22 protein-coding genes are annotated in these 23,854 nt (G+C 55.5%); 8 read left to right on the forward strand and 14 right to left on the reverse strand.

The window, feature by feature from the left end; all coding sequences use genetic code 11:
• Positions 1-28: 28 nt before the first annotated feature.
• Positions 29-1,321, reverse strand: a complete 1,293-nt coding sequence (locus J2I46_RS24625) for a Zn-dependent hydrolase (RefSeq protein WP_207331749.1) — start codon at positions 1,319-1,321, stop codon at positions 29-31.
• A gap of 277 nt (positions 1,322-1,598) precedes the next feature.
• Here J2I46_RS24625 and J2I46_RS24630 point away from each other — a divergent pair, with 277 nt between their 5' ends.
• Positions 1,599-3,647 (forward strand): OPT family oligopeptide transporter, encoded by a 2,049-nt coding sequence (locus J2I46_RS24630; protein WP_207331750.1) that lies wholly within the window; start codon positions 1,599-1,601, stop codon positions 3,645-3,647.
• Between the two features lie 150 nt (positions 3,648-3,797).
• On the opposite strand, the gene J2I46_RS24635 is transcribed toward J2I46_RS24630, so the two are convergent.
• Positions 3,798-4,439 carry a methyltransferase domain-containing protein gene (locus tag J2I46_RS24635; RefSeq protein ID WP_207331751.1) on the reverse strand — a complete coding sequence of 214 codons (642 nt, stop codon included), beginning with the start codon at positions 4,437-4,439 and terminating at the stop codon, positions 3,798-3,800.
• 128 nt (positions 4,440-4,567) lie between these two features.
• Here J2I46_RS24635 and murQ point away from each other — a divergent pair, with 128 nt between their 5' ends.
• From murQ to J2I46_RS24650, 3 genes are all read left to right on the forward strand, one after another.
• A complete protein-coding gene (murQ, locus tag J2I46_RS24640; protein WP_207331752.1) occupies positions 4,568-5,365 on the forward strand; it encodes an N-acetylmuramic acid 6-phosphate etherase in 798 nt (265 codons plus the stop codon).
• A 105-nt stretch (positions 5,366-5,470) separates the two neighbouring features.
• Positions 5,471-6,505, forward strand: a complete 1,035-nt coding sequence (locus J2I46_RS24645; RefSeq protein WP_207331753.1) for a zinc-binding dehydrogenase — start codon at positions 5,471-5,473, stop codon at positions 6,503-6,505.
• A gap of 16 nt (positions 6,506-6,521) precedes the next feature.
• The gene (locus tag J2I46_RS24650; protein ID WP_207331754.1) at positions 6,522-7,790 is read left to right on the forward strand and encodes a hypothetical protein; all 1,269 of its coding nucleotides are present in this window, start codon (positions 6,522-6,524) and stop codon (positions 7,788-7,790) included.
• 236 nt (positions 7,791-8,026) lie between these two features.
• On the opposite strand, the gene adhP is transcribed toward J2I46_RS24650, so the two are convergent.
• Genes adhP through J2I46_RS24670 form a run of 4 tightly spaced genes read right to left on the reverse strand, consistent with a single transcriptional unit; the run spans position 8,027 to position 10,649 of the window.
• Positions 8,027-9,058 carry an alcohol dehydrogenase AdhP gene (gene adhP, locus J2I46_RS24655; protein ID WP_229379937.1) on the reverse strand — a complete coding sequence of 344 codons (1,032 nt, stop codon included), beginning with the start codon at positions 9,056-9,058 and terminating at the stop codon, positions 8,027-8,029.
• Positions 9,059-9,095: 37 nt separating this feature from the next.
• Positions 9,096-9,491: a hypothetical protein gene (locus J2I46_RS24660; protein ID WP_207331755.1), complete on the reverse strand. Its 396-nt coding sequence runs from the start codon at positions 9,489-9,491 to the stop codon at positions 9,096-9,098.
• A 12-nt stretch (positions 9,492-9,503) separates the two neighbouring features.
• Positions 9,504-10,382, reverse strand: a complete 879-nt coding sequence (locus J2I46_RS24665) for a universal stress protein (protein WP_207331756.1) — start codon at positions 10,380-10,382, stop codon at positions 9,504-9,506.
• A gap of 21 nt (positions 10,383-10,403) precedes the next feature.
• Complete coding sequence (locus tag J2I46_RS24670; RefSeq protein WP_207331757.1) at positions 10,404-10,649, reverse strand: hypothetical protein; 246 nt, start codon at positions 10,647-10,649, stop codon at positions 10,404-10,406.
• Between the two features lie 181 nt (positions 10,650-10,830).
• Between J2I46_RS24670 and J2I46_RS24675 the strand changes: the two genes are divergently transcribed.
• Positions 10,831-11,952 (forward strand): L,D-transpeptidase family protein, encoded by a 1,122-nt coding sequence (locus J2I46_RS24675; protein ID WP_207331758.1) that lies wholly within the window; start codon positions 10,831-10,833, stop codon positions 11,950-11,952.
• A 95-nt stretch (positions 11,953-12,047) separates the two neighbouring features.
• Here J2I46_RS24675 and J2I46_RS24680 read toward each other — a convergent pair whose 3' ends face one another.
• From J2I46_RS24680 to J2I46_RS24695, 4 genes are all read right to left on the reverse strand, one after another.
• Positions 12,048-12,464 (reverse strand): DUF983 domain-containing protein, encoded by a 417-nt coding sequence (locus J2I46_RS24680; RefSeq protein ID WP_207331759.1) that lies wholly within the window; start codon positions 12,462-12,464, stop codon positions 12,048-12,050.
• A 128-nt stretch (positions 12,465-12,592) separates the two neighbouring features.
• Positions 12,593-13,465, reverse strand: coding sequence for a helix-turn-helix domain-containing protein (locus J2I46_RS24685; RefSeq protein ID WP_207331760.1), 873 nt, complete (start codon positions 13,463-13,465; stop codon positions 12,593-12,595).
• 304 nt (positions 13,466-13,769) lie between these two features.
• The gene (locus tag J2I46_RS24690; RefSeq protein WP_207331761.1) at positions 13,770-13,916 is read right to left on the reverse strand and encodes a hypothetical protein; all 147 of its coding nucleotides are present in this window, start codon (positions 13,914-13,916) and stop codon (positions 13,770-13,772) included.
• A 157-nt stretch (positions 13,917-14,073) separates the two neighbouring features.
• On the reverse strand, positions 14,074-15,066 hold the full coding sequence (locus J2I46_RS24695) for a 2-hydroxyacid dehydrogenase (RefSeq protein WP_207331762.1): 993 nt from the start codon (positions 15,064-15,066) through the stop codon (positions 14,074-14,076).
• Positions 15,067-15,214: 148 nt separating this feature from the next.
• On the opposite strand from J2I46_RS24695, the gene J2I46_RS24700 reads away from it, so the two are divergent.
• Together J2I46_RS24700 and J2I46_RS24705 are read left to right on the forward strand one after the other, a co-directional pair.
• Positions 15,215-15,355, forward strand: coding sequence for a hypothetical protein (locus J2I46_RS24700; RefSeq protein WP_207331763.1), 141 nt, complete (start codon positions 15,215-15,217; stop codon positions 15,353-15,355).
• A gap of 29 nt (positions 15,356-15,384) precedes the next feature.
• Complete coding sequence (locus J2I46_RS24705; protein ID WP_207331764.1) at positions 15,385-15,555, forward strand: hypothetical protein; 171 nt, start codon at positions 15,385-15,387, stop codon at positions 15,553-15,555.
• Between the two features lies 1 nt (position 15,556).
• Here J2I46_RS24705 and J2I46_RS24710 read toward each other — a convergent pair whose 3' ends face one another.
• The 3 genes from J2I46_RS24710 to J2I46_RS24720 form a co-directional block, all read right to left on the reverse strand.
• Positions 15,557-15,973: a hypothetical protein gene (locus J2I46_RS24710; RefSeq protein WP_207331765.1), complete on the reverse strand. Its 417-nt coding sequence runs from the start codon at positions 15,971-15,973 to the stop codon at positions 15,557-15,559.
• Between the two features lie 232 nt (positions 15,974-16,205).
• Positions 16,206-17,282 carry a response regulator gene (locus J2I46_RS24715; protein WP_207331766.1) on the reverse strand — a complete coding sequence of 359 codons (1,077 nt, stop codon included), beginning with the start codon at positions 17,280-17,282 and terminating at the stop codon, positions 16,206-16,208.
• Positions 17,254-18,876 carry a sensor histidine kinase gene (locus tag J2I46_RS24720; protein WP_207331767.1) on the reverse strand — a complete coding sequence of 541 codons (1,623 nt, stop codon included), beginning with the start codon at positions 18,874-18,876 and terminating at the stop codon, positions 17,254-17,256. The genes J2I46_RS24715 and J2I46_RS24720 overlap by 29 nt, the downstream gene beginning before the upstream one ends.
• Positions 18,877-19,062: 186 nt before the next feature.
• Here J2I46_RS24720 and J2I46_RS24725 point away from each other — a divergent pair, with 186 nt between their 5' ends.
• Positions 19,063-19,398, forward strand: a complete 336-nt coding sequence (locus J2I46_RS24725) for a YbbN family protein (protein WP_207331768.1) — start codon at positions 19,063-19,065, stop codon at positions 19,396-19,398.
• A 10-nt stretch (positions 19,399-19,408) separates the two neighbouring features.
• On the opposite strand, the gene J2I46_RS24730 is transcribed toward J2I46_RS24725, so the two are convergent.
• Complete coding sequence (locus J2I46_RS24730; RefSeq protein ID WP_207331769.1) at positions 19,409-23,650, reverse strand: hybrid sensor histidine kinase/response regulator transcription factor; 4,242 nt, start codon at positions 23,648-23,650, stop codon at positions 19,409-19,411.
• Between the last annotated feature and the right edge of the window lie 204 nt (positions 23,651-23,854).

Genomic DNA, 23,854 nt, shown 5'->3' on the forward strand with positions numbered 1-23,854 from the left:
GGCTGGCGCTGGTAACGTACCTACATGTTTATTCCCGGTCAATCGCCAATAGCGTTTGTAGCAGCACATTGGCCCCATTGCCAATATCGACCCCTTTCGAGAATTCTTTGGGCGAGTGGCTGATGCCGCCCACGCTGGGAATGAAAATCATGCCGACTGGGGCAATCTGGGCCATCTCCTGGGCATCATGTCCGGCCCCGCTTTGCATGTACCGGTACGAAAGGCCTAATGACTTGGCCGCTCTGATGATTTTATCCTGAATGGATTTGGCCGTGAGGGCGGGCGTCACGCCGATAGACGACTGCACAAAGGTGATTGGTGTTTCCTGCGTCTTGGCGATTGACTGCGCTCTGGCCTCTACCTCACGAAACAGCGTCCAGATCTTATCATGCGACAGATCCCGTATTTCGACGCCCAGCACCACTTTACCCGGAATAACATTGTACGCACCCGGCTCGGCCGAAATTTTGCCGATCGTACCCACCTGCCGACCTTCATGGCTGGTGACGACCTCATTCAGGGCAACAATCAGTTTGGCGGCCGATAGCAGTGCGTCGCGTCGGGCGTTCATGGGTGTGGTGCCGGCGTGATTGGCGGCCCCTTCGATCGTGGCATCCCAATGTTCAATGCCGACGATGCCTTCCACCACGCCAATCTGTAACTTTTCGGTCATCAGAATACCGCCCTGTTCGATGTGTAGTTCGATGAAAGCAGCTACGTCGCCCTTTTTTCTGACCACTTTGCTGAGGCTGTCGGGATTACCGCCAATGGACCGGATGCCGTCGCCGATGGTCAGGCCGCTCTGAGTCATCGATTTCAGGGCGGCGGGGGTAATTTTCCCGATCATGGCTCCACTGCCCACCGTACCGCCTTCTTCATTCGAAAAAATGATGAGTTCGAGCGGATGTTCGGTAACGACGTTGTTTTCGTTGAGAGTTTCGACCAATTCCAACCCGCTAAGCGAACCGAGGGGGCCATCGTAGTTGCCTCCATTGGGGACCGAATCAATGTGCGAGCCAAAGGTGATGGGTTTCAGCGCCGGATTCCTTCCTTTCCGCCGACCGATGATATTTCCTGCGTAGTCGATTGTGACGTCGAGTTTGGCCTTTTTCATCAGCCCGATAACGTAAGCGCGCCCTTCCTGATCGGCTTTGCTGTAGGCCACCCGCCCATTTCCTCCATTAGCCAGCTCGCCAAATTTCGACAGCTCCAGCAGCCGGGTCTGAATTCGTTGCTGATTGACTTTCAGGCTGGTTGGCTGCGTTTGGGCAATGGCTCCAGACGAAGCCAGGAGAAAGCATAGAGGTAGTATTTTTTTCATAGCGTAGCAGAGACGCGCTTAGTACTCGTTGGCGATCCTACGGAATAGAGTTATGGTCACCGTGAGCCAAGTTAGTGAAAGCATTGTCCAGTTGTCACGGTCGTTACGCTGAATCGTTCATATTGTCTCCAATTCGGTCGGCCTACCCGCTCTGATGACTTGATAGCTCGATAGGTTTGTGGTTGCAGACTAAAGTTGTGGGGGTACATGTCGACTTTAGGGATAAGCGATGCAACTTTGAGCAACATACATCGACCACTAAACCTCAAACCAGCCCTTGTCTTTTATACCTGCTTCTGAATCACCTGCCGAATTATCGGTGAAGGCCGTCATTGTTGGCGCGCTCTTTGGCGTATTGTTCGGGGCCGCCACGGTCTATCTGTCACTTAAAGCGGGCCTGTCGGTGTCGGCCTCTATCCCGATTTCGGTGCTCGCCATTTCGCTGGGCCGACGCTTTCTGAACACGACCATTCTGGAAAATAACATCATCCAGACCACGGGTTCGGCGGGCGAAAGCATTGCGTCGGGGGTGGTGTTTACGATGCCGGGCTTCCTCTTTCTGACCGACGGTGCCTCGGCCGATTTCTTTAACTACTGGACTATACTGACCCTCGCGATCGTGGGCGGACTGGTCGGTACGTTGATGATGGTACCCCTACGGCGGTCGCTGATTGTGCAGGAACATGGTACGCTGCCGTACCCCGAAGGAACTGCCTGTGCTTCGGTGCTGATTGCCGGTGAGAAAGGCGGTGATTTTGCGAAAACGGCCTACCTGGGTCTGGGCGTTGCTTTTCTGTACGCCGCGCTGCAAAAAGTGCTGCACATCATTGCCGAAGTGCCCGTTTGGGCTACGAAACAAGCTAACCGTTATTTCCCATCAGCGCAGGTGGCGGGCGAGATCACGCCGGAATATCTGGGGGTTGGCTACATCATCGGTTTCCGTATTTCGGCGGTGCTGGTGGCGGGCGGCTTTCTGGCATGGCTGGGCCTGATCCCCCTGCTGGCGTCGGTGGTACCCGGCGAGACCATTGCGCTTCAATTGCAGAAGCTGGGTTATCTGGCCGATCTCACCAAAGCGGGTGGGCCGGGCGGCTGGAATCCCGAGACAAAAACCTTCACCGATACCGCCGCCGCTATTTACCGGGCCTACATTCGGCAGATTGGCGCTGGTGCCGTGACGGCGGGCGGGTTTATGACGCTGCTGAAAACCATTCCGACCATTGTATCGTCGTTCAAAGCATCCATCGGGAAAGGGGCTGGCTCTAACACGGAGCTGGCCAACCAGCCCGGTGGCCTGTTGCGTACCGACCGGGAACTGAGCGGCCGGTTTGTCATTGTAGGCTGTATTATACTGGCCGTATTGATGATCTTACTGCCGCAGATACCCGGCGACACGTACCTGACCAAAGCCCTGATCGCCATTCTGGTGCTGGTGTTCGGCTTCTTCTTCGTCACGGTGGCCAGCCGTATTGTGGGTCTGATCGGATCAAGTTCATCACCAGTATCGGGTATGACCATCGCCACGATCATGGGTACGGCCCTGATCTTCATCGGCATCGGCCTGACGGGACGTACCTATGAACCCGCCGTGCTGGTGGTGGGTAGCCTGATCTGTGTAGCCGCTGCCAACGCGGGGGCTACCTCGCAGGATTTGAAAACGGGTTATCTCGTGGGTGCTACGCCGCGTGCGCAACAACTGGCCTTGCTGGTTGGTGTGGTGGTCTCATCGCTGGTGGTGGGAGCTACCGTCAAACTGCTCGACACGCCCACGCCCGATCTGGTGGCGCAGGGCATTACCCACGCCATTGGCACCGACAAGTTTCCGGCCCCACAAGGCACGTTGATGGCCACGTTGATCAAAGGCCTATTGTCGTTCAACCTCGACTGGCAATTTGTATTGGTAGGCGCTATTCTAGCCTTTGTGTTCGAGCTGATTGGTGTGAGTGCATTGGCGTTTGCCGTTGGTCTGTATCTGCCGCTGTCAACGACGCTGCCCATCTTCACGGGGGGCTGCGTAAAAGCCTTCGTCGACTGGCGGACAAAGAAGCCAGCCCGTGCCCATACGGCGCTCGAAAGCGAAACCGAAGAAACCGACGACCTGAGTAAAGGCAACCTCTTTGCCACAGGTCTGGTGGCTGGTGGCGCGCTGGCGGGTGTATTGGTAGCCCTGCTATCGGTCAATGATGGTGTTTATACAGCCCTATCGAAGCTGTCGCTCGAACCGGCGCTGGATGGCGCGTTCGGCGCTGGCGGTTACCAGCTCCTGGGTGCCCTTTTCTTCGCCGCCCTGGCCGGTACGCTGGGCTGGATGGGGATGAAGAAATAGCCGTTAGGCTGGGCCGTCATTAAGTGGTCATTAGGCTGCGCTGTTATTATACCTGCGGCGTCATTGATTGTCATTAAGTAGTTGTTCCTTGTTTGGGGATGAATGACTATTTAATGACGCCGAAGGCATAATGACAGCACAACGTAATATCTACTTCCGATACCCAATCGTGGCAAACAGCGGGTCGCTTCGGTGCGGGTTCGGGCTGCGGTCTTCGGTGTGGATGTCCGTAAACAGGCCCGTTTGTTCGTAGTATGTTTCAACCAGTTGAGCGTGTCCGGCATCGTCGAGGGCTTGCCAGACGGCCACGGCTTTTGTCGGAAACATGCGGTTTGAAAACACCGTAATGAAAGGAGCCCCCGGTTTCAGCACCCGCGCCACTTCCTGGAAAACGGCGACCGGCTGCGTCAGGTACTGCACTGATACCGTCACCACACAGCCGTCAAACTCTTCGTCTTTGTAAGGCAAGGCCGGGTTCTGATTCAGGTTTTGAACAATGTAGTCTGTCAGCTGTGGGTTCTGCTTCAGCTCCGTGGCGTTCATGCCCTGGCCCGCCACGCGGCTATAGGCTACGTCGGCAGGAAGGTGACTGCGCCAACTGCTCATCAGGTCGAGAATGGCCCCGCCGGGTGGTAGTAGCTCGCGGAAAAGGGCCGTCGCTGCCGCAATTGCCGGGTCATCGATATGCACCACCAATCGGGCCGACCGGTAAAATTCATCATCGGGTGTTTCGTCATACTTCCGGAAATAATTCGCCGGAAGATCGGGGTTGAGCTGGGTACGTTGCGCCATAAATGATAAACCCGCAACGTACCCGAATCGTTGGGTGAATTCGTAGAACAGGGAAGAACCCGGGCTGGTGTATCGTAAGCGTTATCAACAAAACGTTGGTAGCTTTGCTATCTGCAACGTACCTGCTTATGATTACCGAAACAACGTCTCATTACGACCATTTAGAGCAGATGTCGGTCCACGACCTGCTGGTGAATATCAACCGCGAAGACCAGACTGTGCCACTGGCTGTTGAACGGGCCATTCCGCAACTCGAAGCCCTGGCCACGCAGGTCACCGCCCGCATGCGCGAAGGCGGTCGGCTGTTTTACATCGGCGCGGGTACCAGCGGTCGGTTAGGTGTGGTCGATGCGTCGGAGTGCCCACCTACCTATGGCGTGCCGCACGATCTGGTAGTAGGCCTGATTGCCGGGGGCGATGGTGCCATTCGAAAAGCCGTGGAATTTGCCGAAGATGATCCCGAGCAGGCCTGGAAAGACCTTAGCGCCTACAAAATTGAAGCCGTTGATACCGTGGTGGGCATTGCGGCCTCAGGACGTACGCCTTACGTAATTGGTGGCCTGAACGCGGCGCGGGCGGCGGGTTGCCTTACCGGCTGCATCGTCTGCAACCCCGGTTCGGCGGTGGCGGCGGCGGCTGAATTTCCGGTCGAGGTGGTAACTGGTCCCGAGTTTGTGACGGGCAGTACGCGCATGAAAGCCGGAACCGCGCAGAAGCTGGCCCTCAATATGTTATCGACGACGGTGATGATTCAACTGGGCCGGGTAAAAGGCAACAAGATGGTAGACATGCAACTGTCGAACATAAAGCTCCAACAACGCGCCGCCCGCATGGTTATGGAAGAACTAAACGTCTCGGAAGAAACCGCCAACGACCTGCTAGCCCGCTTCGGCAACGTCCGCGGCGCGATTGACAACCATAAATAGTTTACTGTTTACCGTTTGCTGTTTACCGTTGCGCTGTTACAAAACAAATTATTGAAATAGCAGCGCAACGGTAAACAGCAAACGGTAAACAGTAAACTCAAAAAGATGAAAGCCATTCAACTCTCTGCCCTGCACCAGCCGCTTGCGGTAGTCGACGTACCCGATCCAACGCCTGCGCATGGGGAGGTTGTGATCGATCTGAAAGCCGCGGGGCTGAACCACCGCGATGTATTTGTGCAGCAAGGGCTGTATCCGGGTATTGTGCTGCCGGTATTTCCGGGTTCCGACGGGGCGGGTGTCGTGTCGGCGGTTGGCGAGGGCGTAGATCGGTCGTGGCTGAACTGCGAAGTGGTGATCAATCCGGGCCTGAACTGGGGGCCAAACCACGTGGTGAATAGCCCGGCCTTTACAATTCTGGGTATGCCCACGGCGGGCACGTTTGCCGAGAAGATCGTTATTGCGCAGACCAACGTGTATCATAAGCCAACGCATCTGTCTTTCGAGGAAGCGGCTGCGTTGCCCTTGGCCGGCCTGACGGCCTGGCGTGCGCTGATGTCGCGGGCCGGGCTGAGTCGGCAGCATCCCGAACGGGTGCTGGTTACGGGGGCGGGTGGCGGCGCGGCACTATTTGCCTTGCAGTTTGCCGTAGCCGCCGGGGCCGAGGTATGGGTAACGTCGGGTTCAGAAGCGAAGCTGGCGAAAGCGAAAGCGCTTGGGGCCAAAGGCGGCGTGAATTACAAAGAGGCTGACTGGCACAAAACCCTGTTGAAACTGGCAACCAATGGTGATGCTGAGAAAAGCCGGGCCGGTTACTTCGATGTCATCATCGACAGTGCTGCAGGCCCCGACTTTGCCAAGCTGACGCAGGTAGCTGCCCCCGGTGGGCGTATCGCCTTTTTCGGTGGAACATCAGGGAAAATTACGGATGTGCAGCCATCGGTTGTCTTCTTCAAGCAGCTATCAATTTTCGGTACCACGATGGGCAACGATGTCGAGTTTGGTGATATGCTGCGATTCGTTGAGAAGTATCAGATTCGCCCGGTGATTGATTCCGTTCGTCCACTGGCCGACGCACAGGCGGCCTACGACCGGATGAATGCCGGTGGGCAACTGGGCAAGCTTGTGCTGTCGATTGCCTGACGGAGAGCCGGAACGCATGATTCAGCTTTCGCCCACCCCGACCTACCCAATGCAGTGCCCTACCTGTAGCGGCGTTGCTGTTGGTCGGGTACGTTTCGCGGGGGCTGTCACCCTGGCCGAAGCTCTTTGTCCGGTGTGCCGGAAAACGTACCGGCAAACACTGCCGAATGGCCAGTTCAATCGTTTCCCGGTAGCTATCAGTACCGATGCAAAGCACGTTCGTGTTGCCGAACGCGGGCGTTGGCTGGTTGAGCTGGTGAGAAAAGTAAGTACGCCTCAACCCGGCAACGATGAGCCATTGTTACCGTTGGGTATCACCATCAGCAGCCGGTTACCCACTGCCGGGCGGTCCATCTCGCCCATGCTTCTCCTTTGCCTGGATCGCTGCTACGGCCACGCGCTGATGATGTTGTTCAATGCGCAACGCCACCACGAGCAGCACCCGAACCGGCCCATCATTGCCGTGGTACCCCGTTCGCTGGCCTGGCTTGTGCCCGGTTATGTGGCCGAAACCTGGGTCGTTGATCAGCCACTATCAAGCCTCGATCGCGCTGTACCTGGCTTCGATGCCTTTGTGAAACAGCAACTTACCCGTTTCGGAACGGTTTGGTTTAGCCACGCCCATATTCACTTCGACCACCGCACCACCCGCTTTTCTGATTTCACCCGCACCCCAAAATTTGACCTGGCCCAGTTCGATCAGGGTGAGGTCAGGTACGTTACGTTTGTATTGCGCGAAGACCGGCTGTGGCTTCGGTACGGTTGGGAGCGATTGCTCTATCGCATTTGCCAGCGATCGGGTTTATTGCTATCAATGCGCTCGCTCTGGGTACATTGGCAGGTACGTCGCTATCGGCAACTGGCCCATGTTCTTCGGCAAACGTACCCAGCCATTGAACTCAGCGTGACCGGACTGACAAGCAGTAATGCGTCAGGCTTCGGTGATCTGGCTGATGACCTGCGGTTACCTGCTCCGCTGTCGGCCGGGCAGGAACGTACCTGGTGTGACCAATACGCCCGCAGTCATGTGGTGGTGGGCATGCATGGGTCGGGTATGCTGCTGCCCACGAGTCTGGCGGCTGGTTTCGTAAACCTGCTTCCGCCCGACAAACTACCGCACTACGCCGAAGATATCCTGCTGGCCCACGATAACCCCATTCACCAAACGCTGTTAGGTCGTTTTTTACCGACTGATGCCTCGCCCAGACAGGTCGCTGTACTGATTGCCAGTATACTCACGGAGTTTCCCGTCTGGCTAGCCGAAGTCCGCGAGCGGAAGACATAGCTTGTGTGCCGTTATTTGATTCATGCTGTTTTTTTGTCATCCCGACGGAAGGAGGGATCTTAAGCTTTCCTGACCCACTTCGCCGGGAAAACTCAAGATCCCTCCTATCGTCGGGATGACAAAAACGGCGCGTCAGCGAATGATGGCCTAGTCGAAGGGTATGGTTCGCGAAGCCATGTACAGGCAAAAATTAAAGCGCTCGAAGCCGGACGAAAAACGACCAGGCAGCGCCTCAACTATTGAAAATCGAGCACGATGCGGCCGTCGACCTTACCGGCTTTCAGATCGGACAAGACCTGGTTTATGTCGTCGAGTTGAGCGGTATGGTAATGGGTCTTGACCTTCCCGTTGGCGGCGAAGGCCAGGCTTTCGGCCAGATCCTGCCGGGTGCCGACAATAGAGCCGCGAATGGTTTTCCGGTTCAGAGTCAGATCAAAAATGCTCACGTCGAAATCGCCGGGAGGAAGCCCAACCGACGCCAGCGTGCCGTGTCGGCGGAGCATACCAACGCCCTGTGTGAAAGCAGTTCGGGAAACGGCCGTGACCAGTACCCCGTGTGCGCCGCCTAGCTTACTCTGCACCACCGCCGCCGGGTCTTCGTTGCCGGCATTGATCGTTAGCTCGGCGCCCACTTCGGTAGCCAGCCGCAGTTTATCGTCGCTGATGTCAACGGCCACCACGCGCATACCCATCGCCGTAGCGTATTGAATGGCCAGGTGTCCCAGGCCGCCAATGCCCGAAATGACGACCCATTCACCCGGTTTTACGTCCGTCTCTTTCAACCCTTTATAGGCCGTAACGCCCGCACACAAAATAGGCGCGGCATCCGTAAACGACAAGGCATCCGGAATATGACCCACGTAGTCAGGATCGGCCAACACGTATTCGGCGTAGCTGCCCTGAACCGAATAGCCGGTGTTCTGCTGGTTGTGGCACAGTGTTTCCCAACCGGTATGGCAATACGGACAGTGCCCGCAGGCCGAATAGAGCCACGGTACACCAACCCGATCGCCGAGGCTGACCTGGGTCACTCCTTCGCCAAGCGCCACCACCGTACCTACGCCTTCATGACCGGGAATAAGCGGCAGCGTAGCCTTCACCGGCCAGTCGCCGTCGATGGCGTGCAGATCGGTATGGCAAACGCCGCAGGCTACTACCTGAACCAGAATCTGGCCGGGACCGACGCTGGGAACAGATAGCTGCTCAAGCTGAAGGGGTTGGCCGTATCCGTGGAGCACGGCGGCTTTCATTGTTGCGGGAATTGTCATATGGGTAGTTGTTGATTGATGTCGGATTGGGGATCCTTTAAAACGTGGTTTTAGTCACGATAAATTGCCGGATGCTGGCTTTGAACGTGCGGAAATCGGCGTGGAAACTGTCCATCTCTTCTCGGAGGTACTGGTGGTCGAGCCGGGTTTCTTTAGCTGGCACATGCTCGAAGCGTACGCTCATCGCCAACTCCTGGTCTACGGTTTGAACGTCGTTGCGCAGGCGCGTGATTAGCCGCCGGAAATGGTGAAGTTGGTTGATCTCTGTCTGCCAGGTCTGGGCTTCAGCTGCTTTGGGGTGTTCAACTTCACTCAACGTACCCAGCAGTTCTTGCCAGAAGAGAACCTCCTGCAGAGCCAGTTCCAGTTCATTATGCCAGATTCGGTGCAACAAATGCACGCTCGTCAACTGGCGGTAGGTGGTCGCTTTCATGAGTAAAGCCGACTAAATGAACGGAATGACGTCTACGGTCTGTGCGGCGGTCTGCTTAGCTGGTAACTCCGGTTCGGCATCATACAACGACAGGAGCGGAACGCGCGGATGGTACGCGATGGTGCGGGTAATGCTCTTGTTGCGCAGCACATCGAAGAAGCTTTTATGGTGGGGAAGAAGCACCAGCAGATCCACCGCATGGTTATCCAGATAGGCATTGATTCCGTTTAGCACACTTTCGTCGTGAATCGTATAGGTGTCGGTCTGGATCGTATCGAATGCCTGCGCCACGTAGTCTATGCTCAATGACGATGGGTGGCTGCCCGGTTGCGCCGGATTCTCGATGGTCAGCAGAGTTAGCTGAGCCGATTTGCGCGACGCCAGGTCTTTCAGCAACGTAAAGCAGCGGCTATCGTTGATCGACCGGAAATCGGTAGCCAGCACCAGTTTTTTGAGTGGCCGGATGGCGGCCGACGCAGGAATTACCAGCACGTTCGCCTTTGCAGTCCGGATGAGGCCGGTAGCCACGGTACCAAACACCTCGCTGAATCCCGAACCGGTGGCACCAACTACCACCAGATCGAAGGGTTCCTGCGCCAGCAATTCCTGCACGGCCGTTTCGGGGCCACCCAGCACGGCGATTGTCCGGTAGGTGTGGTAAGCGGGCACCGGCTGCTGCGTCATCAGCAACCTGACGTTATGCAGTGCTTGCTCGGCCGTTTCGCGTTCCTCGGCCATCAGCACAGCGCCACCGTAGCTCAGTTCGGGTTGAAGCTGAAAGGCGTTGACCAGGCAGAAATCAGCGGCTGTATCATCGAAAAGAGCTTGCGTGTAGGCCAGCGCGTGGCGTGAAGCAGCTGAGAAATCGGTTAAAAAGAGGATCTTATACATGGTGTTTTTTAGGTAGTGTGATCAGGCAACGAAGATTTCTTTCTCTTCCAGGTATTGCTGATACCCGTCAGACCAGTTGACGATGGCTTTCCACCACCCCCTGGCCAATTGGGCCGTCGATACCACATGACGGGGCTGGTTGGTGGGTGGAATCGGAACCTGCACCACCTCACCCGACCGGGAGGCCGAACTAAACGTGACGTCGCCTTTCCGGAACGACATGGGCAGTACAAACGCGAGCAGATGGGAGGCAGGTTCGAAGGTCATGGCCAAATGTTGAGAATGAATTGATGCCTCAAAAGTGACTGCCAAACAGACCGTACAGCATGACTGCCATCAGCCCCCGAATTGATAGAGTTCAAGCAGGCGGATGAAGCAGATCAGTGCTGTTTGGGCATGGTGAGGCCACTTTTGTCGAATCAACTAATCATCTCTTCATTCTACGCTCATGCGCCGTTTCTGGTTATTTCTGCCGACGTACCTGGCCTTTTTTACGGCTACTGCCCAAACGCCCGACAACTGGAACCGAATCCGGCAGTATGCTTCTGCGATTGGGGTCGATAGCCTGGCAACGCCCCTCAGCGCGGCCCGCCTGACGCGTTACTTTACGGAGATCGTTTACGGACGAACGCCGCGCCGGATGGGTTTCCAGAACGTACCTGAGCAGATCGATACTGCCCGGATCAACCGGCTGACGATCCAGTTTATGACCGGTGCCGACTGGTGCCCGTTGCTGGACTCGCTCGAATCGCATGATCGGCGTTACCGGCAGCTTAAAGCGTATTGCATGCAGTGCCTTACCGACGATTACATGGCTGATTCACTGACAATTGAACAGGTAAAAGAAACGCTGAACACCTACCGCTGGCTGAACCGGTTTTCAATGGATAAATGCGTGGTTGTGAACCTGCCTGCGGCAACGCTTCAGCTGGTCGACCGTCAGGGTACTGTGCTACTCAGTAGCCGCGCGATTGTGGGAAAGCCCGACACGCCAACCCCCAGTTTTACGGCCTTGATTGCCAGCATGGTGCTGTATCCGTACTGGAACGTACCCAGATCGATCATGACCAGGGAGTTATTACCCAAAATAAGGAAGAATCCCGCCGCCATGCTCGACGCTATGAAGATGCAGGTGATGAATACCGGCGGTCAGGTGGTCGATCCGGGTCAGATAGACTGGACAGCGCCGATCGCCTCGTTTCCTTACCGGCTGCGCCAGTCGACAGGCTGCGATAATGCGCTGGGTCTGTTGAAGTTCAACGTCAATAACCCGTACGATATCTACCTGCACGACACCAACGCCCGTCGGCTTTTCGCAAAAGAGAACCGTGCGTTGAGTCACGGCTGTGTCCGGGTAGAGAAACCAGCGGAACTGGCGAATCTGTTGTTGGGCCAAACCCGGTTCAGCCCGTCGTACCTGACAAGCTGCCCTAAAAATGCCACCCCCAAAACGCTGACACTCCGCCACCCCGTGCCGGTGATCATGCTTTACAACATTCTCGATATCGACGAAGAAGGCGCCATTCGTGTCTACCGCGATATCTACGGTTGGTGGCGGATGGCGCTGTGAGCTTATCGGTGGTCAGGAAAGCCCCACCGGGCGGCAGGTGGTTTCCAGTCTGGAAAACATGCCGCCCCGGTGGAGCCAAGAAGGCGTAGCGTATTCTAACTTATTGCCCCGAAGGAGTCGATAGAACTGGTTGTACGTGGATTAACCCGGTTAAGGTCTGGTTTGATAAACAGAGTTAGCCAGGTACGTCGTGCCATCCGGAAAAAATAAGGCGTCAGCAAAAAGAGGGTAGGCACCAGCCCCGTGAGGTAGTACGTTACGTCGACGTTCAGCCAGACAACGGCAACCAGAAACGTGATGATTGTCCAGGCGGTGAAGAAGGCGTAACTGACAAACATTGATGCCCAATAAAACCCCGGCTCAGGCATGAAATTCTCACCACAGTGCGGACAGTTATCGGGCATGTGGTCGAAATGTCGGCTGAATGCGCTCTTATTGGTGAAGAAATCACCCTGATGACAACGAGGACATTTGTTGTTGACAATGCTATAGAATCGACTATCGGAAAACATGGCTCTTGGTTGGTTAGGTGATGTAAACTAACCCCTCTACGTCTGATTGACCGGGCATTATTTACGTCACAAAGGTACCGTCGGGCCACGCGTAGCTCGACCACAAATCAGGGCATGTATGGTACAAATCAATGATCGTGCGCGAGTTCTTTCCGAAATTCGACCGGGGTTTGGCCAGCCTGTTTCCTGAAAAAACGTACGAAATAGGATGGGTCGTCGAAACCCAGGTCAAACCCTACTTCTTTTACCGATTGGGCCGTGTGGGTAAGCAGGCGCCGGGCTTCGGTCAGCAGGCGTTCGTGAAGCAACTGACTGGCCGTTTTGCCCAGCACTTTTTTACAGATATGATTCAGGTGGTTGGGCGTCAGACCCATCTGGGCGGCGTAGTCACTAACCGCCCGGACCTCAATAAACTGGGCTTCCAGCAACGCTTCATACTGTCGAATCCGGTCGTAGTAGTGTACGTCAGCGCCGGTTAGCTGCTGGTCATATTGCCGGTTTGCCGATTCCAGAATAATGTGGACGAACGACAGAAACACGTCGGCCCGGTTGGCCTGACGGAGCGTATATTCCTGATAGGCGTAATTGAACAGGTCACTGAACAGGGCTTGCTGCTTTTCCTGAATTTCCAACAGTGGTACGTGCTGGTGGGAGTGATAAAACGAATACTGATGCAGCCGGTTTCCCAGACGTGCCTGAAAGAAACCGGGTTCAAAAAACAGGTTGAATCCCTGCGTATCGGTTGATAGCTGCCAACTGTGTACCTGACCGGGCGTGAGGAAATAAAGTTGGTTGGGCCTGATTGGGTACGTCTTGAAATCGATGGTATGCGTGCCGCTGCCCTGGCTAATACACATAACCAGGTAGAATGTATGTGAATGTGGCTGATCAATACCTTTAAACTCCCGCACCAGCGTTTCCAGGCGCGTCATATAAAACGGTGCATTCGGTTCATGCCGGGCGAACGAATGAAGCTTGTATACAGGGAGTTGCGAAGACATAAGACCCAAACCGAGGCGTTGGTTTACAACAAAGGTAAGGGTGCTTTAAACGCGTTCGAGTAGCCACCGAGCCGCTGGGGTGTTGTTGGTTCTGATTAGGATGGCATAACAAGCTGACTGTCAAATAAAAAACCCGTAACGAATAACACGCTACGGGTTTTCAGTCACCCTGTTCTTCCTAATTTCTACGTATCGACATATATCTATGACAACTAGTAAAATTGAAATATGCTGGTTAATCTGTTATAAAGCTACCGCGCTGGCAGCCGGTAAATCCTGCGCTAACTCAGCCTGATTGGTGATTTCAATCAAGTGCAGCATACTCAGCACCCGGTTCGAGTTCGGTATCCGGCCCGCCGGGAACGTACCTGAGGGTATTATCACGTACGCCAAAGGTGGTTCCATTCTTAGCCATCCGGCCCAGCTTCTTGTTCGTTTTTGCGTCGATCAAATCGCCCTGACCGTCTATGAACGCCAGTTTCTGCCCCCGACTGAACAGGTAAGAAGGAGGGAGCGTGAGGGCTACAAAGAGTGCCTATTTCAGTGCTTTATTCATGATAGATGGTTGCTTTGCAAATGGGTGAATGATGAATCAACGCGTTGGGTGGTTAGCACATTGATGCTTTGGTAATGTAGGCTGTTTGTTGGTTGTCGTAGAAACTGAACTGATTCATCAGGTTCCGGGCCACTTGCCGAAGTGCCTCCTCGGTCAGAAATCCCTGATGGGCCGTCAGCAACACGCGCGGGTGGTTTCTGAGCCGGTTCAGCAGGTCGTCGGCAATGGGCCGGTCCGAAAAATCATAGTGGAAGTAGGTACGTTCCCGTTCATACACATCGGCCGCGTAGCCCGCCAGCGTACCTGCGTCCAGCGCATTCAGAACATCGTCCGTGTTGACCAGCCGGCCCCGGCCAGCGTTGATCAGAACGGCACCGGGTTTCATCAGCGGCAAGGTATCGGCGTCGATCAGGTACAGCGTTTGGGGTGTCAGCGGGCAATAGAGCGAAACGACATCAGACTGACCCAGCAAGTTGCGTAACGATGTGTAGACAACCCCTGTTTCAAGCAGCCGACGATCGGGACGAGTGTCATAGGCCATAATGGGGCAGCCAAAACCCTGCATGATTCGAATAAACGCTTTGCCGATATGGCCCGTGCCGATTACGCCCACCGTTTTACCGTGCAGGTCGTTACCCATCAGGCCATCAATGGCGAAGTTGCCGGCTCTGACGCGGTTGTGGGCCTGGGGGAGGTGCCGAACCAGACCCAGCAGCAGGGCCACCGACTGTTCGGCTACCGAGTAGGGCGAATAACCAGGTACGTGCAGCAGGGTCATGTCCAGATCGGTTATCGCCTGCTGATCTACGTTATCGGTGCCGACACACCGCATACCGATGACGCCGATGCCAAACGAGCCGAGGCGCTCCAGCACCGGCCGGCTGAGGTCATCGTTGACAAACGCACAGACGGCCTGATGCCCGCCTGCCCGGTGTGCGGTGTTGAGCGTTAATGCGTCTGGGATATAGGTGATATGGTGCTGGCCACGGAACGGCTCGAACCAGGCCTGCTCAAACGGCAGGGCGCTGAAAAAGGCGATAGTCATAACGAACAGCGTCTTACAATGAACAGATCAAAGTTGCGCCCTGATATGCCCCCGCCCGTTGATGTGCATCAGGGCACAGGTTGATTTTGAGCAGCGAAGGTTATACGGCTGTGGCGTATTTTTCTGACGTATACGCCCCTCCCGACTTATGGAAACTCAACGGCTGTTTGCCACTTTTATTGACGAGCGAACCACATCGCTTATTGGTCGAATTGAAAAAGCGGCGCGCCGTTCCTGGGGGGCGATGCGGGTTTTTAACATAAAATGCTGGCCGGCCGGGCTACGCTGAAACGTACGGTGAGCGATGTTGTCTAGTCGATGCAGTGGCGGGGTGTTAGTCAGTTTGGTGGCCTTTATATGGATGCCGGTGGCGGATGGGAAAGCCAGCAGGTACGGTTGAATCTGACCTGGAACCTGGGCAGCCGCACCGTGAAAGCGGCCCGCCACTGGCAAATGGGCGGTGCAGATGAGGCTGGTCGGGTGCGGTAGGCTAGGCCGGGACCAGCTCAGGTACGTTGTCGGTCAGATAATGAAGCTGAGTGCCGGTCTGGGCCAACAGGTTGGCTAATTCATGTGGGTTTACCAGCCACTGACCATCAGAGATGACAGCGTCGTAGCGGCGAATAAGCATATGAATGCGGAGGGCCAGTTCCGGGCTGGCGAACAGGATTTCCGTTTTCAGATTGTGGCCCTGCTCGTCGCCGAGTACGGCCTTCCAGGCTTTCAGGCGGGCAATGGCGGCTCCTCGGGCAACGGTAAGCACCGTCTTGTTCAGTGGCTGCCCCGATTCGATATCGTATGGGTGAACGACCGTCAGGCGGATAGGCGGGTGGGTAGCAGTCAGCCGGTTCCGCAGGGCGAGGGCTGAATCAACGGAGCAATCGGTGACGAAAAGGGCAGTTTGCACAGGAGATAGGAGAGGCAGAAGGTCGTTTCTGACCATAAACCTAGCTGAGTTGCCTGGCAGCCTGGCTGAGTTCGCTCAGGAGGAAGGTTGATGTTGCTCAGTTTGCAAACCGGCGTTCCGGTTGACTGGTTGAGCCACAAGTCTGACTTCCTTAGTCGTATTGAACTGAACACGACTGAGGAAGTCAGACTTATGATAAGCGCAGCCCCAGCATTCAATAGCCATTATCTCTTCACCAGTTGGCCCGGCGGAGTTTTTCGGGCTGGATTATCCGGATGCCCGTACCCGTAGCGGCGGTGCCTGTCTGTTCGATCAGCCCGTCCTGCTTGAATTCGCTCAACGTTCTGATCAGTGATTCGGTGGCCGTGCCCACAACCGACGCCAGGTCATCGCGCGAGAGCTGGATGAGCCCGTCGGGATGTTGGTTGTGCAGGCGCAGGAGCGTGTCGGCCACGCGGCGGCGAAGCGAATTATAGGCCATACCCAGCAGTTGCGTTTCGCGTTCGCTTACCCGCCCGGCCAGTAACTGAATGAAATGGTGGCTTACGTCGGGGTTAGCAATCAGCAACTGGGTGAAATCATCTTTCGGGATATAGACCAGTTCGGAATCTTCGAGCGTGATGGCCGAATCGGTATACTCGCTGTTTTCCAGCATCGCCAGATAGCCAAAAAATTCGCCGGGGCCGTACAGCCCTGTAATCAGTTCTTTGCCGTCGGTGTTAGTACGCACCGTTTTTACTTTACCCGCCTGGATGAAATAGAGCCTGGTGGGTTCGTCGCCTTCAGTGTATAGGTATTGTTTCTTGCGAACGGGGTGCACTTTCCGGTCGGTTGAGAGGCTGTGCAAATCCGGTTTTTGCCGGGCATCGTTCAAAAACTGGGTCAACTGCTCGGGGGCTACCGGAATGCTGCCCTGGTTGGCCGGTGCTGCGTTCAGATGCTGAAACCGGTTCAGACGGCCCTCGATGGCACTGAGCAGTTCCGACTCGTCGAACGGCTTGGTCAGGTAATCGTCGGCGCCGAGTTCCATGCCTTTGCGGAAGTCGGTACGTTCGGTTTTGGCCGTCAGAAAAATGAACGGCACGCCCGCCAGCAGTGGGTTCTTATTGAAAATATGGAGCACGCCGTAGCCATCCAGCACGGGCATCATGATGTCGCAGATAACCAGATCGGGCTTGGCAGTCAGCGCTTTTTCAACACCGACCTTGCCATTCTCGGCTGTCTGAACGCTGTAGCCGGTCAGTTCCAGGATCTCGGCTGTATTTTCGCGGATAGCGTCGTTATCCTCGATTAGCAGAATTGTTTTCATAAGGAAGGGTTAAGGTAACAATTGTTCCTTTATTCAATTCACTTTGCAACGATACATGGCCATTCATCAGGTCAACGTACCTGCCCACGATGTGAAGCCCCAGGCCGGTACCGGCAATATTCGCAACGTTTTTGGCCCTGAAGAACCGTTCGAACAGGTGTTCCTGATCGTCGGGAGCAATGCCCATGCCCTGGTCTTCGACGGTGATCGTTAACTGGCCACCGGCGCCACTGCCCCGCACCGTTACGACCGAGCCAGGCCCCGAATATTTCACGGCGTTGGAGAGCAGGTTGACCAGGATTTTGCGCAGCAGCGACGGGTCGAGCCATACAGGTACGTTGCAGCTGATTTCGGTCTGAATACGCTGATCTGGTTTCAGCAGCCCCTGCATATCCAGAATAGTTTCGTCGACCAACCGGGCCAGGTCAACCTCAACGGGGTGAATAGCTACCTTGCCTTCTTCCAGCCGACCTACCGATAAGAACTCTTCAAGGATGTCGTTGAGGTGATTGACCGACGCCCGAATGCGCAACAGGTGTTTCTGGCGTTTATCCTGCTGATCGCTGCCGGGGTATTTTTCGATCAGCGTGGCCGAGGTCAGTACGGCGGTCAGGGGCGTCCGGAATTCGTGCGACGCCATAGCCACAAAGCGTGATTTCAGTTCACCCAGTTCCCGCTCGGCCGCCAGTGCCCGCGCCAGTTCATCTTTCGATTGCTCCAACTGGTCGAGCGTGTTCATCAGGGCGTGTGTCCGGTCGGCTACTTTCTGCTCCAGGTCGGCGTTGAGGCGCTCGATATGGTCGCGGTGAGCCAGTAGTTGCCGTTCTGCCTCTTTTTTGAAGGTGATATCGATGATGTAGGCCACCACATACAATTCATCGTCGAGCCGGAAATAGCTCAGACTCACTTCGACCGGAAATACCGATCCATCGTGTCGCCGGGCGTTCAGGTCGCGGTTGTGGCCCATGGAACGTACCTGCGGATTGTTGACAAACGATGCCCGAAGTTTGGCATGGCCATGTTCAACGTCGCTGGGCACCAGCAGATCGATCGACTTGCCGATGAGCGAATCGTCGGGATAGCCAAATAGCTGCCGCGCCATCTGGTTGAGCGAAACGATCTGCCCCCGCTGGTTCGATACAATGATGCCGATGGTAGCGTTGGTAAACACGGCCTCATAGCGCTGTACGCTCTGTTTCAGTTCGAGTTCGGCCCGGTGAAGGCGCTCCCGATCGAGCATTCTGACAATGACAAACAAATGCCCTTTGTTGTTGAACGAGTTTATTTTCAGATGCCCCCAGAACGGTTCGCCGTTCAGCCGCTGCAGTTCTGCCACCTCATCGTGATGCCCATGCTCAATGACGCGGTTGATCAGGTTCGTGCGCTGGTCGTCGGTGAGCTGACTGGTTCGGAATGAGTGTGACCAGGCGGGGTCGTTCAGAAATGCGTCTTCAGAGGCAAAGCCAAGCAGGCGAATACCAGCTGTATTGACCCGCACGAACCGTTCGCTGGCAACGTTGTAGATACCAATGAAATCGTCGCTTTCTTCGAAAAGCAACTCGGCTAATGTGGCCTCTCCTTTCTCAAAAAACATCAATATGAGGGGTAGTTTATTCGATAACAGCAGAAGGTAGGCTTTTTACTTCGTAAGCCAGACGTAAACAGGCGAATCGGTCGAAAATCAGGTAGCGGGCTAACCTACGTCATGCTTCCAGCGGGTCCATCCTGCCAATTTTACTGATGAATCACCTATTTCCCTAACCGAAAGGAGCGTTGTAGTATGAATACGATTAGTGGTAATCCGGTCAGTATACCAGTTAGCCCAGCGGTGTTGCTGTGCTTTCTGCCATCGGCTACTACACAGGATGGCCTTCGGGAACGCGCATTCATGACTGATCTGACGTTTCGCCTGCAGCAACGCCTGCCCGGTTCGGTCCGCATCCTGAAGGTCGATGAAGCGCTTCATCCTGAAGTAGTGAAAAGTTTTCATCTGAGCCAACTGCCGGCCTTTGTGCTGGTTCAGCAAGGTATCGAGCGCTGGCGGCAGGAAGGTGTCCGCCGGTTCGATGAGCTGACGTCACTATCGGGCATGCTCGAAACAATGTATGACGAGTAAAGCCAGGTGGCTACACTACCCGCGCAGGCTCACGGTGCTGTCTGGCGTAATCTGACGGCGACATGCCATACAGGTTCTGGAAGGTTTTACGGAAGTATTTAAGGTCTTCGAAACCAACCTGGTAGGCAATGTCGGCAATGCGCAGGTGGCCGGTGGTCAGCAGTTGCGCGGCTCGTTTTACCCGAACATCCCGAATAAATTCAATAGCCGACTGCCCTGTAATGGCCTTGATCTGCCGGTAAAAAGCCGATTGGCTCATGCCCATTTCGCGCACCAAAACAGGTACGGTAAAGGCAGCGTCCGTGAGGTTGGCCTCCACAATTGCCATTGCTTTTTCCAGCAGCTGCCGGTCTTCATCGGGAATAACAACGTCGCTGGGTTTCAGCAGAATCTGGCGCTGGTAGTATTCTTTCAGCCGGCATCGACTCTGTAGCATGGCACTTATTTTGGCATACAGGAGCTTCGGGTTAAATGGCTTGGCCATGTACTCGTCGGCCCCGGTTTCCAGCCCTTCCAGCTCGTGCATGGCCGCTACGCGCGCCGTCAGCAACACCACGGGAATGTGCATGGTTTTCGGGTGCTGCTTGATCCGTTTGCAGAGGTCGAGCCCGTTGCTGTGCGGCATCATTACGTCGCTCACGACCAGGTCGGGCAGCAGATCGAGGGTTTTTTCCCAGCCTTCCAGCCCATCGGCCGCCGTGAAAACGGTGTAAGCAGGGTCGAACAGTTGGTGCAGGTAGTGCCGTAGCTCGTCGTTGTCTTCAACCACTATAAGGCGGGCAGTGCTGACCAGCGTACCTGGCGTTTCCAGGATATTGGGGGCATCGGTATCCGCTGACGAAGCGGGGGTGGTGTCGGGCACCTGATCGGCGGCGGGGGCATCGGGTAACAGTGAGCCTGCCGCCAGATGTGCCGTGCCAAAGGGCAGACGGAGGGTAAACGTAGTACCTGCGCCCACGGCACTCCGCACCGTTATCTCGCCCGAATGAGCTTCAACAAACTGCTTCACCAGCGACAGCCCAAGGCCGGTGCCCATCATACGCATGGTTTCGGTGTGCGACGCCTGGTAATACGGATCGAAAATCTTGTCGATCTCGTCGGCTTTCATACCCACCCCCCAGTCGCGCACGGTGATCTGGAAATAATTATTTATCAGGTATTTATTCTGGAAAACGGCCTCGTTGTTGGGGCTACCGATAACCGATGCCGACACCCAGATCCGTTGGCCGGGCGGCGTGTACTTGATGGCGTTGGAGAGCAGATTGGTCAGCACGATCTCCATCTTGCTGCGATCGATGTACATCGGCACGGCGTCGGTGGGTGCTTCCATCGCGTAGTCGAGGTTCAGTTCGTCGGCTTTGAGTTTGAAGATCAGGAAGATTTCCGTCAGGAAAGCCATCATATTGACTTTGCCGGCCCGCAGCGATACATGCCCTGCCTCGACCTTCCGGAAATCCATCAGCTGATTGACCAGCATCAGTAACTTACGCGTTTGCTGGTGCATCAGCACGACCTTGTCTCTGGCATTGGTCAGGGTGCCGCTGCTTGCCGCCGCCAGTTCTTCCATGGGCCCCATGATCAGCGTTAGCGGCGTCCGCAGTTCGTGCGAAACATTGGTGAAAAAGCGCAGTTTACTGTCGGTCACTTCTTTCTCTTTTTCGACCTTAAACTGTTCCAGCGCCAGCTTATTTTTCAGAGCCTGCTGCGCTAGCGCTACGCGCCGGTAGATGACCAACGCCCCGCCGATCAGGGCAGTGTAGAGCAGATAGGCCCACCAGCTACGCCACCAGGGCGGCAACACGGTGATCTGAAGCGTAGCGGGTCGGGGCGACCATAGCCCTTCGCCATTGCTGGCTTTCACAACGAGCGTATAATCGCCGGCGGGCAGGTTGGCAAAGCTGGCCGTACGCTGCCCCGGTGCCGGGTAAACCCATGCTTTGTTGTACCCCTGCAACTGATACGCATAAGTGTGTTTTTGCGGGTTGGCGTAGTTCAAACCGACAAACTCGACGGAAAAATCGTTCTCGGCAGCCTTGATCGTCAGCCGCTCGGTTTTGTCCAGTGGTGTGGCCAGAACAACCCGGCCGTTTATGGTTTCGCCAACCGTTACAGGCCTGTTGTAAATCTGCAGGCTGGTGAGGCGAACAACGGGCGGATACGGGTTGGGTTTTATAAGGTCAGGCTTGAAATAGGTAAGCCCTTTTATCCCGCCGAAATAAAGGGTTCCGTTGGTGGACCGGTAGGCGGCACCCACTTTAAACGAATTGCTCTGAAGGCCATCGGCCACATTATAGCGGTGCCACTGCCGGGTTGCCGGATTCAACCGGACCAACCCTTCGCCGCCCAGCCAGAGCTGCCCCTGCTCATCGTCCAGAATGCTCTCGACATTGGGCTCGGGAATGACATTGCCCCACCGCCTGATCATTTCGTGACCCTGCTTGTCGGTGATCAACTGGTTCAGGCCACCGCCAATGGTACCGATCCACAACGTACCCCGCCGGTCTTTCAGTAACGGCCATGCATAGTTGACACTCAGGCTGTTGGAGTCTTTGGGGTTGTAGCTGAACTGCCTCAGTACCCGCAGCGAATCGGGCGAGATATGAAGCTTCAGGACGCCCGTTCCGCGGGTACTGGCCCACAGAATATCGGCGGCTTTGTCGTAGAGCAGAAACGTAAACTGATTGGTTGGTAGCTGGCTGTTGCCGGTCGTGAACCGGTTGATGAGTTTCCCCTGCCGGTCGAACCGCAGCAGGCCCAACTCGAAGCTGCCGACCCAGATAGTGCCAAACCGGTCTTCGACGATGCTCTCCAGGCTGGTGGCATATAACGACGATTTATCGGGTAGTTCGGTCAGCGCCGTGCGCTTGTCGCCCTGCAACCGGATGAGACCCTGGTACCGGGTGCCCACCCACAGCGTACCATCGGCCGACTGGCAAAAAGAGGCCACGTCAATCCCGGGGGCATCGCCCGGTAACTGGCGGCTCACGAAGTTCAGGTACGTTCGGGTGGTCAGGTCATAACGTGAAAAGCCGTTTCTGGTGCCGATCCAGAGCCAGTTGTGCGCTTTGTCTTCGTAAATAGCGTTGACGTAATTATTGGGCAGGGTGGGCTGCTGCGAAAACTGCCGTTGCAGGTTCTCAAACGGTTTATGACGTAGATCCACTTTATTCAGCCCCCCCGCCGACGCCGCCAGCCAGAGAATCTGGTTACGGTCTTCAAAAAGCTGGTGAATCCGGCCCGAATTGATGCTGAACGGGTCGCCGTCCATCGGTAAAAACGTGGTTGGTTTCGCAAGGTCAACTGGTAGCAATGTACCTGGTTGCGGGCTGGTCTGTTTTGGCCAGAAATGCAGTCCGAAGTTGGTACCAACCCACAACTGCCCGAACGAGTCCAGGAAAATGGATTCGATGTCGCGGACGGGCCGGGGCAGCTGAATAGCGGCCGGTGCCTGACGTACCCGAAGGTTTTTCTGACTGATCCAGAAGAGGTAATCGCCGGTACCAACCCACAGGTCGCCCCGATAGTCGAGGTGGAGGGCACGAATGACCGTGGCTGGTAACGAGGTCGCGGCTACGGCTACTGGCGGGCCGGATGGGTGGGCGGGGGGCGTAAACCACAAACCGTGGCTGGTAGTGCCAATCCACACTGCTCCGCTCCGATCAGTAACCAGACCGGATACCCGGTAGGCTGATTTTCCCGCCAGCGGCATGTGCTGAATACCCGTTAACTGATTGGCTGCATTGACACTCAGTACGAACAGGCCATGTTTAGCCGTTCCCACCCAAATCTGCCCTTGTTGATCAGTGGTAATATGGAGTACATCGGTCTTCGTCAGCTGTTCTTTTAAATCCGCTGGCAGTGAGGCAACTGCCAGTTGGCTACAGTTGATGAACCGGTCGTGATCGGCGTCGTATACACTCAGCCCACCACTTTCAGCACCGACCCACAATCGACCCCTGGCGTCGATATGCATCGTATGCAGCCGATTGCCCGACAGGCCGTTCTGTGTATTGACAGGGAGCAAATATTTCTTCAGCGTATAGCCATCGTAACGATTGATGCCATTATTGGTACCCACCCAGATGAACCCATCTTTATCCTGCACAACGCACATGGCATCGCTATGCGATAGCCCTTCATTAACGGTCAGGTGTTCAAACCGGAATCGGTCAGGTGCGCGTTGCGCCAGTGCGGTTGTAGTGGACAGGCCTGCTACAAGTAAATAAAACCAGGACTTCACCAGCCAATTCATAACGTATACGCTTACTTCAGGAACAGGAACGGATTTACCCCCTGCTTTTGACGAAAATAAGCCTATTTAGCTAATGGTTACGAGCTAATTTTGGACTATTTATAGCCTATTTTGGCATATGTCCCTGTAGGCGCTCCGATCGTTGGTTCGCGTTACATTCATCCATCCATCCGTGTAAGCTTACGACCCCGGCTACCCAATCAT

The sequence above is a fragment of the Fibrella forsythiae genome, assembly GCF_017353175.1.
In the GTDB taxonomy this organism is placed as follows: Bacteria; Bacteroidota; Bacteroidia; order Cytophagales; family Spirosomataceae; genus Fibrella; species Fibrella forsythiae.